The sequence below is a fragment of the Wolbachia endosymbiont (group A) of Gymnosoma rotundatum genome (assembly GCF_947250765.1).
Taxonomy (GTDB): Bacteria; Pseudomonadota; Alphaproteobacteria; order Rickettsiales; family Anaplasmataceae; genus Wolbachia; species Wolbachia pipientis.
In genome coordinates, this window is record NZ_OX366347.1 from 789,247 (window position 1) to 802,282 (window position 13,036).

Sequence of the window (13,036 nt, forward strand, 5' to 3'; positions counted from 1 at the left end):
TGATGTGGATAAATAAACCAATAATGGTAGAGAGAAGAAGTTTTGAACTACTATCATTATATAACAGCAAACAACCTATCTTTAAGAACTTAAAGCATTTTCATATAAACCCAAAAGGAATAGCAATAATACGTATTTATGGAGTTTTGACAAAAAAAACAGAAGCTTTTGATCATATTTTAGATATGACTTCGTATGAAAATATTCATGAAGAGATAGAGAGTGCTTTAGAAGATAAAAGCATAGAGACGATTCTACTTGACATAGACAGTCCAGGAGGGGAAGTAAACGGTGTCTTTGACCTAGCTGATTTTATCTATAGTGCAAGAGGAAAAAAGAGGATAATAGCAATAGCAAATGATGATGCATATTCTGCTGCATATGCTATAGCTTCTAGCGCTGAAAAGATTTTTCTCACCCGCACTTCAGGAGTTGGGAGTATAGGAGTAATAGCAAGTCATATAGATCAAAGTAGGTTTGATGAAAAGCAAGGTATTAAGTACACCACAATCTTTGCTGGTAGTCGAAAGAATGATTTAAACCCACATGAGCCAATGACGTCTGAAAGTCTGGGAAGCTTACAAAAAGAAGTAGACCGACTATATGAAATGTTTTTGCAGCTAATAGCAAGGAACAGAGGTCTTTCAATTGAAAAGATTCGATCAACAGAAGCAGGTCTATATTTTGGCGAGAAAGCAGTAGAAATAGGTCTTGCAGATGGAGTTACAACATTTTTTGAATTTATCAATAATCATAGGAGTGTTAGCATGACAACTAATGAGTTAACTGAGGAAGGCTACGAGAACTGTAGTAGAGAAATTTTAGAGATAATAAGATTATGTAATATATCAAAGATGCCAGAAAAGATAGGAGAATTTATTGAGCAGGGCGTAAGTGTTGAGCAAGCAAGGGAAGTTTTAATGGAACTGCTAGCAGAGCGAACGAAGAAGACAGAGATACTGAGTGCAATACCACAGAATTCAGGAGAAGATTTAATGATACAGGTAGCAAGAAGTCGTAGGAGTTAAAGTATTTTTATAACCGCCGCGTACAATAACTACAAACATGGCGGTAAAACTAAAGGAAAAAAAGGAGAAAAGAAAATATGACATGTATAACCGAACAAAATAATCTAGGTGACTTATTAAAGTATGAGGCATCAAGTCTATATTCAAGAGATCAAATAACAGTAGCAAAAGGGCAGAACCTAAAGCTTGGTACAGTAGTGGCTCTTGATAAAGATAGCATGGTTAAGATAATAAATCCAACTGCCACAGATGGTACACAAACAGCAATAGGTGCAATAGTAAGTGATGTAAATGCGACAGAAAATGCTAAAGCAGTAATTATTACTCGTGTTGCAATGCTAGCTGATTGTGCGGTTGTGTGGCCAGCAAATATCACTGAAGAGCAGAAAAATGCAGCAATAAAGCAACTTGAAGGACGAGGGATCATTATCCGTAAAGCGGTGTAAAGCTATATTAAACAATAAAAAACACAAAGGGGAAAATAAAAGATGCAAAATCCATTTACAAATACAGCATTTAGTATGACGGCACTAACAAATGCGATGAATATATTGCCGATAAATTATGGACGAGTTGAAAATTTAAATTTGTTTCCAAGTAGGTCAGTAAGATTTAGACATATTACGATAGAAGAACACAACGGAGTGTTAAGTTTACTACCAACGCAAGTACCCGGAGCACCAGCAACAGTAGGAAAAAGAGGAAAAAGAAAGATAAGAACATTTACGATTCCGCACATTCCGCATGATGATGTAGTGCTGCCAGAAGAAGTACAAGGAATAAGGGCATTTGGATCAGAGAGTGAACTTAAAGCGCTTGCAGATGTAATAACTGATCATTTGCAGCTAATGAGAAACAAACATGCAATAACATTAGAGCATTTGCGAATGGGAGCGCTGAAGGGAATTATTCTTGATGCTGACGGGTCAGAATTATTAAATTTGTACAACGAATTTGAAATCACACCAAAAGTAGTAAATTTTGCCCTTGGAACAGCAACAACAGATGTCAAGCGTAAGTGTCTGGAGGTATTGCGACATATCGAAGACAACTTAAGTGGCGAATATATGACCGGAATTCATGCCTTGGTAAGCCCTGAGTTTTTTGATGCACTAACTTCGCATAGTAAAGTGAAAGAAGCATACGAGAGATGGCAAGAAGGAGCAGCGCTTCGAAATGATATGAGGTCAGGATTTACGTTTTGTGGTATAACATTTGAGGAATATAGAGGGCAAGCAACTGATCCTGAAGGAACAGTAAGAAGATTTATAGAAAAAGATACAGGGCACTGTTTTCCACTAGGAACAGCAAGTACATTTACAACATATTTTGCACCAGCAGACTTTAATGAAACAGTAAATACTCTTGGACAGCCACTCTATGCAAAACAAGAGCCAAGAAGATTTGATAGAGGAACTGATTTACATACGCAGTCAAATCCTCTGCCAATGTGCCATCGTCCGGCAGTTTTGGTAAAAATTAGTTCTAGTTGATGAATATAGGAAAATTATTGGAAGATTGTTTTGAGCATCTAGGAGTGGAAGCCATATATTGTAATAAAAATAAGGAGAGTATTCGTAAAATGAAAGTGCTAATTAAACGTCCCGATACTACGTATTCTTTAGGTGCAGATGGAGCATTAACTCAGCAAATTGCTTCTATAGAAATACGTGATCAGGACGTTACTTCCTTTAGCATAGGTAATTATATCAAGATTGAAAAAAGGTTCTACAAGATTTTTGAACCACCATTGAAAGATTCTTCAGGTAAAATATGGAAAATTGAGGCAATAGAAAGTGTTTAATATTAAAACTAGTAACAATATTAATGAAATAATCTCCAATATTGACGGAAAAGAGCAGAAAGTAAAACTGGCAGCTATAAAAGCACTAAATAGAACAGCACTATGGTTAAAAGCAAAAGCAGCTAAGGAAATCAGTGAGGAAAAGAAGATAAAATTAAGTTTGATAAGAAAGAGATTAAGAATTTTTAAGGCGAAAACTAGCAGATTAGAAGTGTTAATTAGAGCAAATCTCTATGACATTAGAGCATCGGCAATTGGCAAAATACAAAAAACAAGAAGAGGATCGAAAGTAGGAAAGTATGAGTTTATAGGAGGATTTGCAGCAGTTATGCCAAAAGGAAATAGCGGTATGTTTAAACGTGAAGGAAGAGCAGCATTGCCAATAAAGGAAGTAAAACTACCGCTGGAACCAGAAGGCTCAAGAATAATAAAAGACCTTGTTAATTATGAGAGTGAGAGAGTGTTTGAGAAATACTTTAAGCATGAGCTAAACTATATTTTAAAGATATGACAAAGTTCTGGACAGATTTACATCAAACAATTTGCAGCACACTGAAGAAAGAAATACCGTCTATACAGACATGTGAAATTTATCCAGCAATAAGAAAAGAATTGATAGCGCCAGCGTTATTTGTAGAGCTTGTGAGTTTAGAATCGGGAAAAGATCCTGGAACAGAGGAATTAGCGCTAAAAGCAAGATTTGAAGCAAGGGTTGTAGTTGATGGAACAGTCGAGGATTCCTCGTTAGTTGTAAGGTCATTAGCAGCAGAAGTAGCAAGAGTAGTGAACAAGAATACCTGGGAAAAGAATGTATCTCCGGCTGAATTTCTTTCTGCAGAGCCTGATGGATTTAGACCCGAATTAGATGCATATTTGGTGTGGATGGTTGATTGGAATCATCAGCTTCATTTAGGTAAATCGATATGGACAGAAAATAAGATTAAGCCACATACGATTACAATAGGAGAAAATGTTAGAGAGTAATTTTGCTATTTCAGAGCTGCAAAGAAAATTAGCAAACATTGTACGAATAGGGCTTGTAAAAGAAGTAGATTATGAAAAAGCAAAAGTAAGAATTAAAATAGGCGAATTTTTAACAGATTGGTTGCCATGGATAACAAGCAAAGCAGGAAAAGATAGAAATTGGTCTCCGCCAGATATTGATGAGCAAGTAGTTATACTTTCCCCGCTGGGAGAATTATCTTTAGGAGTAGTACTTCCTGGAATATATCAACAAAAGTACTCTGCACCAGAAAATAAAAAAGAGGTGAGTAGCTTAACATTTCAAGATGGAACAAAGTTGTCATACGATAAAGATAAACATCATTTAGAGATTGAAGTAGTAGACAAAATAACACTGAAAGCTGGGGAATCGAGCATAGAAATGACAAAAAGTGGAATAAAACTGAAAGCAGAAAGGATCGACTTAAATTGAACAAAGGAATAGTAAGGTTAGGAGACTATTGTGGAAAAGCTATACCACATTTCTGCATTAGCGGAAGTAATAATGTTTTTGTAAACGGCAAGTCAATATGTAGGCAAGGAGACAGTTTTAGTGAAGGAAAAGTAATGATTCAAGGATCAAAAATAGTGTTTGCAAATGGTCTTAGTGTAGGAAGAGTAGGAGATATAGTTTCATGTGGGTTTAAAGTAATAAAAGGCAGTGAAAGCGTCTTTGCAAAATAGAAATGAAGGGTATGGATGCTAAAACAGGAAAGACGTTAGAAGGAATAGAGCACTTAAAGCAGTCGATAATTGATATACTGACCACTCCAGTAAACAGTAGAATCATGAGGAGAGATTATGGGTCTAGGCTATTTGAATTAGTGGATAAACCAATCAGTAGAGATTTAACTATGGAAATCTATGCAGCAACAGCAGAAGCTTTGGAAAAATGGGAAAAGAGATTTAAGTTAGAAAAAGTAAAAGTTGAAGGAGTAAAAGAAGGGAGAGTAACATTGAATTTAGAAGGTGTCTATCTTTCAGAAGGTAAGTTCATAAATATTAATGGAGTAGTTGTTTAAAAATGCAGCAGCCAAATATTATCGAACCACTGAACTTTGAAGAGATTTTTGCTCGGATGAAAGAAGAATTAATAAGTCGAGATAAAAGTTTTACAGCACTAATTGAAAGTGACCCAGCGATAAAGGTATTAGAAGTAGCAGCATGGAGAGAGTTGTTACTCAGAGAAAGAATAAATGAAGCTGTAAAAAGTAATTTACTAAAATTTGCAACAGGAGAAGATCTTGGTAATTTAGCTGAGTTTTATGGAGTAGAGAGGCAGAAAGAAGAAGATGATGAACGATTTAGAAAAAGAATTAAAGCAAAGATAGCAGGTTGGTCAACAGGAGGAAGTAAGGAATATTATAAATATCATGCACTGTCAGCAGATAGTAGAGTAAAAGATGCACTAGTGGAATCAACTATACCAGGGAAAGTACAAATTTCAATCTTATCAACACAATTATCCACAACTGGCATAGTGTCAGAAGAGCTACTAGAAATTGTAAAAAAGCAGGTTACTAGAGATGATATAAGGGTTTTAACAGATACAGTAACAGTAATTGGTTGCAATATTACGGAAATAGATATTCACAGCAGAATGAGCATAAGTTCTGTAATATCAAAGGAGGAAATTAAGGAACAGTTCATTAAGAAGTTTGAAGCAAGTAGAAGGCTGGGATGGAATGTTACAAGATCTTGGATAATAGCAAATTTGTTTGTAGAGGGTGTAGAAAACGTAGAATTAATCGAGCCAAGAGAGGATGTTGTGGTTCTGGGGAATGAGTGTGCAGTGCTTGGCTATGTCAAGTTAGATAGGATTTAAAACGTATTTTTTTGTTTTGTGCCAGTGAGGGGATTGCGTGCAATAAGTGGTTTACTGGATAAAAATGACCAATGTTATGCAGACGAAAAGATTCTCCTTCTCCTAGCTGTTGCAACTTATTTTTTAAGGTATTAACAATATAGTCAAATATCAAAGAAAGTATTTTTAATACCGAGAATATCTTTGTTTTTTTGCAATGATCTCTTGCTTACTCATAAGCTACCTAAATAAAGGAAATTAAAGCAACTTGAAAGAAAAGACAAATGAAAAGTTTATTACCGCCAAACGCAACAAAGCAAGAAAAAGCGCTAGTAGAAACAATCGACTATAAAGTTAATCCAAGTTGCATAAGAGGGTTTAAATTTAGATTAGAAGAAGAAACATTGCCTTGGATAATAGAAGAATATGGTTTAGAAGAGATACTACGTTGGGTAAAAGATAGAAGAAAAGCCGTAGTAGAAGGAGTAAAATTTCAAAGACTACGTGGAACCCCAGCATCACTCAAAATAGCACTAAAGTGGGCAAATATAGAAGATATTACAATTATTGAAGAGCCACCCGGTAAACACTTTTTTGAGTTGCAAGTAGGGATAAAAGAGGTACCAAATGACTTCTTCGTAGATGCAGTAGTAGAGCTGGCAAAACTATCACTGCCTGTAAGATCCAGATTAATGAGGATTTTTAACGATTATTATAATGTGCAGAGATTTATATTGGATGAGAGTTTATTTGGAGATCTTCTTTCTGATTATTCAGGGGTAAAAATAGAAAAAGATGGACCAGTGTTATCGTTTGGAAGAGTAAATTTTTTCAGGTCTAGTGGTCCAGTTATTAGGATTATAGAAAACTATCTACGCGATCATTATGAACGAGCTTTAAGCAATGATATATATCGCCTAGATGTAGCAATCCTTGGAGAAACAGAGACTCACACAAGGGATTACAAAGGCATCTATGAAAGGAGTCATCAGTGGTACAATTTAAAAGCACTATATCCATTACCACAGAGCTTATTGCCAGAAATAAAGTTTGCAAAAGCGCAGATAGTATTATCAAACAGTTGGGATTTAGGAGAAATAAACACATGTTTTCCAGTTGGTAGTATAGAGGAAAGAGGAAATAAATTTGTATTGGGAAGCGATAAACTTTCAGGGCAATATTGGAATTTAAAACACAAACCAATTTTAGAAAGGTTTAGCGTTACTCACCACTACAAAGTAGAAGATTTTACCAACCAGAAAGTTATAAGATTTGGTTTAGCAGAACATAATGTTCATTATGAAAGCGAATTAAATTCAGAGCAAAAAGACTCAATACACGAATTAGAAAAGCACATTTTAGTATTTTACCTGGGAGTACTGAAGTGGCACGAACATCGACATTTGCACAGAAGTTGGAAAAATAGTCAAGTAATATCTATAATAAGTTAAGTACTTATATTTAGATCCTTATATATTATATTAATAATAGGTTAAAATATATGAAATAAAAAGAAAAGGACTTGCTTTCTCATGCTAAAAAGGACATGACTTGAATAGCAGCAGGTAAATATAAGAAATTTGTCTGGCGCTAGAAAAGCTAATTTTGTGAGGTATGAAATGAGTTTTAGCAAGAGTAAGTTTTTTAAAGAAGTATCAAGTAACGGGTTTAAAAACATTAATAAAAGAAATGAAGAAGGAGAGACGATCTTGCATCAAGCAGTAGAAATCTCCGATTACAAAACAGCGAGGTTATTAATAAAAAAAGGAGCAGAGGTTAATGCAAGAGATAAAAATGGTTATACACCACTACACTGTGCAGTATTCGCAAAGAGTTTAGAAAATGTAAAAGTGCTGCTAAGGGAAGGAGCGGAAGTAAATGCCACTCAATATGTCAGTGGATGTACGCCACTCCACTCTGCGTGCAAAGGAGCAGGAGTTGAAATAATAAAAGAGCTGGTAAAGGCTGGAGCTGAAGTTAATCAACTGAATAAGTACGGAGCAACACCAATGTATTACATCTGGGAAAGTGAAAAGTATCGTCTATGTGATAGCAAAGAGAGTGAAGAGGCGAGTAAATTTCTGAGAGAAAAAGGTGGAGTAACAAAAAGTAGAGAACTGACGTGCTATGGAATAGAGGGGCTAGTGGGAGAAATAGCAGACATGTTGAATGGAGGCTACATGCCTGAGCTAAAAATAATAGAGATAGGAGAAATAAGGAAGAGAGATAAATCGCTAATAAAGAAAGAATGTCAAAATTTAGCAAGCAAGATAATGAGCCAAGTGAACGAAATGATAGATGAGGGAGTGAGAAGGAAGGCTTAAAAGAGAGGTCTAAATTTAAAGAAAAGGTGAGGTGGATTATGTTAAAGCTTAGCAAATTTAATAAATTAGCAAAAGAATTATTAGAGAACTCATATAAAAATATTTATGCAAGAGACGAAAAGGGAACTACATTATGCGATAGACGCAAAAACAGTGAAGTTATTAGTTGAAAAAGGAGTGAATGTGAATGCTAAAGATGTAGAAGGATACACAGCACTGCACCTAGCGGTAACGGAGAAACGTCTAGAAATCGTGAGGGAATTGATAAAGTCAGGGGCGAATGTAAATGCTGAGGAATATGGAAATAAATGCACACCGCTGCACCTTGCATGCATGTTAAGTGAAAAAGAAATAGTGGAGGAGCTAGTAAAAGCAGGGGCTGAAATAGAGCAAACGGATAAATTTGGGATGACAGCAATGGGTTATGCAAAAAATAGTAAAGAAGTAACCGAGGTATTAAAGAAAGAAACAGACAGAATTGAAAAGCTATTTATGAAGGGCTAAAAATATGGAGAAAGAAATAGAAAAGAAAGTAATGAATTTAGAGAGAAAACCTTTGGGTGAGCTGAGAAAAACGTGGAAGAAGGTATTTGGGGAAGAGGCGCCTAGATACTCAAAGAAATATCTGATACCAAGATTAGCTTATAGAATGCAGGAAAAAGCGTATGGAGAAATGTCAAGAAAAGGGTTAAAAAGACTAGAATATCTGGCAGATCGACTAGAGAAGGGAAAAAGAATAAGTAGCGATAAATTACCAGTAGAAGGGACAGAATTAATACTAGAGAGAGGTGAAGAGACGCATGCGGTAATGGTAACAGATAAGGGTTTAATCTACAGAGAAGAATTTTATACATCATTGTCAGCAGTGGCGGGGAAAATAATGGGAATGAGCTACAATGGGCCGCTTCTATTTGGAATGAGAGATAAGGAGAAAGAATGCTGAAAGAGGTAAGATGTGCGATATATACTAGGAAGTCAAATGAAGATGGTCTGGAACAAAAGTTTAATAGTCTTGATGCGCAACGTGTAGCATGTGAAAAATATATAAAAAGCCGAGAAGGCTGGGTAGCATTGGCCAAAAGGTACGATGATGGAGGTTTCTCAGGAAAGAATTTAGAAAGACCAGCAATAAAGGAATTGTTTGAAGATGTAAAAAAAGGAGAGGTAGATTGTGTAGTAGTGTACACACTAGACAGACTATCAAGAGAAACAAAAGACAGCATCGAAGTAACGTCATTTTTTAGAAGGCACCGAGTAAATTTTATAGCAGTAACGCAGATATTTGACAATAATACGCCAATGGGAAAATTCGTACAGACAGTATTATCAGGAGCAGCACAACTAGAAAGAGAGATGATAGTAGAGAGAGTAAAAAATAAAATAGCAACATCAAAAGAACAAGGATTGTGGATGGGAGGAACTTTACCGCTTGGGTATAATGTAAAAGATAAGGAATTAATAATAAATGAAAAAGAAGCAAAAACAGTGAAGTATATATTTGAAAGATATTTGGAGCTGAGATCAATGGCAGAATTGGCAAGAGAGTTGAACAGAGAAGGATATCGAACAAAAGCAAAATCAGATATTTTTAAAAAAGCAACAGTGAGAAGGATAGTAACAAACCCAATATATGTGGGAAAGATAAGACATTATGATAAACAATATGAAGGAAAGCATGAGGCGATAATAGAAGAAGAAAAATGGCAAAAAGCACAAGAATTGATAAAGGATCAGCCATATAGAAAAGTAAAATATGAGGAAGCATTGCTAAAGGGAATAATAAAGTGCAAGAGCTGTGAAGTAAACATGACGCTGACGTACTCGAAAAAAGAGAATAAAAGGTATCGATATTATGTATGTAACAATCATCTAGGAGGGAAAAATTGTGAATCGGTAAATCGAACTATAGTTGCTGGAGAAATAGAAAAAGAAGTAATGAAAAAAGCAGAGCAATTATATGAAGAACGGGGAGAAAAAGGGGAAGAATGGAGTTTTGGAAAGCAGAAAGAAGTAGTGAAAAAGTTAATAAAGAAAGTAATGGTAAAAGAGGATGGAATAGAAGTGTGTTTAGAGGATAAGGTGGAATTTATACCAATGAAGAAAAAAGGAAAGAAATGCACAGTAGTAGAACCAGAAGGTAAAACAAACAATGTGCTACTGAAAGCAGTGGTAAGAGCACATCTGTGGAAACGTCAACTAGAGGAAGGGAAATATGCGAGTATAAAAGAACTGAGTGCCAAAGTTAATATAGGTACAAGACGTATACAGCAAATTTTGAGGTTGAACTATTTAGCACCAAAAATTAAAGAAGATATAGTAAATGGGAGGCAGCCAAGGGGTTTGAGGTTAGTGGATTTAAGAGAAATACCGATGCTGTGGAGTAAGCAAAGGGAGAAATTCTATGGTCTTAATTTATAAAAGCCACAGGAGATAGATGTGCCAGAAAATCAAAAGGTACCACTATTGCAAAAGGAGCTGCCACAAAGGGCCATACCAAAAGATGTTGAGATTGATGTAGAAGAGCAAATCAATGTTACAAAATCAATTATGTAAAAATATCAATACAAATGATGAATATTTTAATATTCTGGATGCAACAGTGATAGAAAATGTATCCAATTTAGCTGCATATTTTAATAGTAGATCTGGAGTGTAAAAGGCAGCTCAGAGCCAATTGTATGTTCCATATCCTCATTTTGTAGCCAGCTTAAAAACAATATAAAAGAGTATTCTTAGAAGACATTGGTACAATTTCCTTAATCTATAAATCATAGTAGTTTATATTTAAATAATAATCTTTAACCTTTATGGCAAATTAATCTACCTAGAAACTTCTCTCTTAGGATCAGAAGTTCTTCTTAACTCTTCACGTTCTGCCCATTTCTTGCTAGATTCTCTTATTACTTCGGGAAGCATTAATCCACCAGATCTTTCAAAGTACCCATTTTCAATAGCATCATAAACCCAATCTTCACCAAGTGCACAATCATTACCTAATTCTTCTTTTCTACCTTTGAATTTTTCTAATATTTCCTCTCTATTACTCACTTCTACTATAATTTTGCTTTTATCTTGTACGTCAGGATACAGTCTAACGTCTATATTTCCCAAACTAGTATAGAAAGTTAATACTATATCGCTGCCTTCTGTAAGATCTGTGTAATACCTTATTCCACCTTCGGTTTGAATTTCTACTTCACTTTTACCAATCCTTATTATATCTCTTTCATATTTTATGCTTCCCTGAGTTGATCCTAAATTTCCTGCTCTATCTGTAATCTTTGCAACATCTATTATGCTGTCTCCAGAATATTCTAAGTAGAGAGTAGAGTTATCTATTCTTACATCATACAACTCACCATTGGTGGTACTTTTCGCCAATTCAATAAACTTATGAGCATTACTAATATAATTTTCATGAGCTTTTACCATATTAGCTTTATGATCATTAAATTCTGATTCCAGTGCATCAATTACACCAATACCAATTTTACTGTTAAACACTGCTCCTCTTGATACCAACTTACATATTATGTTGCTGGCAACTTTAGGATTTTTCTCTAGCTTACTGATTTTTTCTATTACATGATCTACAAAATTGTATGCTTTTTTACCTTGAGAAGACTGCTTAGAAAAACCAATCCTTACTCCGGAGCTTATAGCTTCATTTACGATTTCTTCTAGTCTATACATATTTTGAACTTCAGATATCTTGTTTAAAAATTTATTCAGCTTTACCTGATTTGGTGTATTCCATAAAGTAGATTTTACACAATACTTTTCTCCCACATTATAAAAAGATCCACGACAATCTAAGAGAGAAGCTTCTTTCTTGCAAAAAATACCTGCCCCTACCGATAGAAATAAATCTACTACTTCCTTATCAATGTACCGAGCATAATTAAGTATTTTTGAATTACCATCTATGTCTCGAATACTAAAAATCACCTTTAGGTCTTCGCTATTCTTGTGTTTACCTAGAAACTCTTTTAGATTTTTAATGAAGTCAGAAGCATAACATGAATGATCCTCATATGCACCAAGACATTCATCAAGCATACGGTATAATTCTGTACTCAAACTCTTTTGGTCATTAGTGCAAAAGCATTCTTCAATATAATAGTAACGATTATCAATTGCAACTTGTAGTGGCGTTTCCCCTTTTCTATTCTGTATGGTAGGATTAGCTTCTTTCTCTAGGAGTAAATTAACATAGTCAGCATGACCAATACTAGCGGCATGATGTAAGGGTGTTTCTCCTTTGTGATCTTGTATATTAGGGTTGGCCTTTCCTTTTAAAAGAGAAGCTGCATTAGCAAGAACATCAGTATAATGCAGGGGAGTCCTTCCTTTATCACTCTGTATGTTAGGATTAGCACCTGCCTCTAGAAGTAAATCTACAGTTTCATTATATCCTTGAGTCACCTTACCTACAGAAGATACTAGATGCAATACTGTTAATCCAGATTCTCCTCTTTTAAGGTTAAGAACAGTTTTGAGGTCTTGATTATTCTTATTGCTTTGTAGGAAATTTTTAAGTTTTTCAATATAGTATTCACAATGTCTATCTTCTTTTTGATCATAATGACATGGATCTAAACCTTTAACGATGTTTAGTAATTCTCTATTTAACTTCTTTTGACTGTCTGTTAAATTAGATGTGCAGGCAATCCATGTACATACTATACCTTGAAATGAGAGTTTACTATCCATCAAGATAGAAGAAGCAAGAGGTGAAAAAAGACGATTTTTTATCAATTGATATTCTTCATCTAATATTTTGCCAATGCTTAAATCCTCTTCTAATTTTTGCTCATATGCTTTTTTATTTTGCACAATAATAGATTCAGTAACAACCATACCACACCTCCTAACCTAGACGGATATCGTATCATATACAATATACAACATAAGTAAAACTGATTAAACATAATCTTTTTATCATTCTGCAATGTTTTAACTTCTGCACTAAACTCAGATATTCACATAAACTTTAATCAGCACCCTAATATACAAGAAATATAACTTACATTTTCCTTCAATTATGCCACTTATTTTTCTTGAGCATTTTTAG

The 13,036-nt window shown here is 34.8% G+C and carries 16 protein-coding genes and 1 pseudogene; 16 read left to right on the top strand and 1 reads right to left on the bottom strand.

Annotation, left to right across the window (positions count from 1 at the left end; genetic code table 11):
* Nucleotides 1-2: 2 nt before the first annotated feature.
* From OOK97_RS03905 to OOK97_RS03980, 16 genes and pseudogenes are all read left to right on the top strand, one after another.
* Nucleotides 3-1,028, top strand: a complete 1,026-nt coding sequence (locus tag OOK97_RS03905) for a S49 family peptidase (RefSeq protein WP_264376980.1) — start codon at nucleotides 3-5, stop codon at nucleotides 1,026-1,028.
* 77 nt (nucleotides 1,029-1,105) lie between these two features.
* Nucleotides 1,106-1,474, top strand: a complete 369-nt coding sequence (locus OOK97_RS03910; protein WP_264376981.1) for a head decoration protein — start codon at nucleotides 1,106-1,108, stop codon at nucleotides 1,472-1,474.
* 42 nt (nucleotides 1,475-1,516) lie between these two features.
* A complete protein-coding gene (locus OOK97_RS03915; protein WP_264704940.1) occupies nucleotides 1,517-2,521 on the top strand; it encodes a major capsid protein in 1,005 nt (334 codons plus the stop codon).
* On the top strand, nucleotides 2,521-2,832 hold the full coding sequence (locus OOK97_RS03920) for a head-tail joining protein (RefSeq protein ID WP_226080688.1): 312 nt from the start codon (nucleotides 2,521-2,523) through the stop codon (nucleotides 2,830-2,832). The genes OOK97_RS03915 and OOK97_RS03920 overlap by 1 nt, the downstream gene beginning before the upstream one ends.
* 19 nt (nucleotides 2,833-2,851) lie before the next feature.
* Nucleotides 2,852-3,343, top strand: a complete 492-nt coding sequence (locus tag OOK97_RS03925; RefSeq protein WP_406719938.1) for a phage tail protein — start codon at nucleotides 2,852-2,854, stop codon at nucleotides 3,341-3,343.
* Nucleotides 3,340-3,816 carry a hypothetical protein gene (locus OOK97_RS03930; protein ID WP_264704942.1) on the top strand — a complete coding sequence of 159 codons (477 nt, stop codon included), beginning with the start codon at nucleotides 3,340-3,342 and terminating at the stop codon, nucleotides 3,814-3,816. Before OOK97_RS03925 ends, OOK97_RS03930 begins: the two co-directional genes overlap by 4 nt.
* Nucleotides 3,803-4,267 (top strand): phage baseplate assembly protein V, encoded by a 465-nt coding sequence (locus OOK97_RS03935; RefSeq protein WP_264375430.1) that lies wholly within the window; start codon nucleotides 3,803-3,805, stop codon nucleotides 4,265-4,267. The genes OOK97_RS03930 and OOK97_RS03935 overlap by 14 nt, the downstream gene beginning before the upstream one ends.
* On the top strand, nucleotides 4,264-4,518 hold the full coding sequence (locus OOK97_RS03940) for a PAAR domain-containing protein (protein ID WP_264375431.1): 255 nt from the start codon (nucleotides 4,264-4,266) through the stop codon (nucleotides 4,516-4,518). The genes OOK97_RS03935 and OOK97_RS03940 overlap by 4 nt, the downstream gene beginning before the upstream one ends.
* A 2-nt stretch (nucleotides 4,519-4,520) precedes the next feature.
* Nucleotides 4,521-4,856, top strand: a complete 336-nt coding sequence (locus tag OOK97_RS03945; protein WP_264375260.1) for a GPW/gp25 family protein — start codon at nucleotides 4,521-4,523, stop codon at nucleotides 4,854-4,856.
* A gap of 2 nt (nucleotides 4,857-4,858) precedes the next feature.
* Nucleotides 4,859-5,659, top strand: a complete 801-nt coding sequence (locus OOK97_RS03950) for a baseplate assembly protein (protein ID WP_264704943.1) — start codon at nucleotides 4,859-4,861, stop codon at nucleotides 5,657-5,659.
* 263 nt (nucleotides 5,660-5,922) lie between these two features.
* Nucleotides 5,923-7,089, top strand: coding sequence for a phage tail protein (locus OOK97_RS03955; RefSeq protein ID WP_264704945.1), 1,167 nt, complete (start codon nucleotides 5,923-5,925; stop codon nucleotides 7,087-7,089).
* 168 nt (nucleotides 7,090-7,257) lie between these two features.
* Nucleotides 7,258-7,962: an ankyrin repeat domain-containing protein gene (locus OOK97_RS03960; protein ID WP_264704946.1), complete on the top strand. Its 705-nt coding sequence runs from the start codon at nucleotides 7,258-7,260 to the stop codon at nucleotides 7,960-7,962.
* Between the two features lie 38 nt (nucleotides 7,963-8,000).
* Nucleotides 8,001-8,466, top strand: a pseudogene (locus tag OOK97_RS03965) (ankyrin repeat domain-containing protein).
* Between the two features lie 4 nt (nucleotides 8,467-8,470).
* Nucleotides 8,471-8,905, top strand: a complete 435-nt coding sequence (locus OOK97_RS03970; RefSeq protein ID WP_264704947.1) for a DUF2924 domain-containing protein — start codon at nucleotides 8,471-8,473, stop codon at nucleotides 8,903-8,905.
* Entirely contained in the window at nucleotides 8,899-10,380 is a 1,482-nt protein-coding gene (locus OOK97_RS03975; RefSeq protein WP_264704948.1) for a recombinase family protein, read from the top strand. Before OOK97_RS03970 ends, OOK97_RS03975 begins: the two co-directional genes overlap by 7 nt.
* Before the next feature lie 112 nt (nucleotides 10,381-10,492).
* Nucleotides 10,493-10,618, top strand: a complete 126-nt coding sequence (locus OOK97_RS03980; RefSeq protein ID WP_264704950.1) for a hypothetical protein — start codon at nucleotides 10,493-10,495, stop codon at nucleotides 10,616-10,618.
* Nucleotides 10,619-10,782: 164 nt separating this feature from the next.
* On the opposite strand, the gene OOK97_RS03985 is transcribed toward OOK97_RS03980, so the two are convergent.
* Nucleotides 10,783-12,822, bottom strand: a complete 2,040-nt coding sequence (locus tag OOK97_RS03985) for an ankyrin repeat domain-containing protein (protein WP_264704951.1) — start codon at nucleotides 12,820-12,822, stop codon at nucleotides 10,783-10,785.
* Between the last annotated feature and the right edge of the window lie 214 nt (nucleotides 12,823-13,036).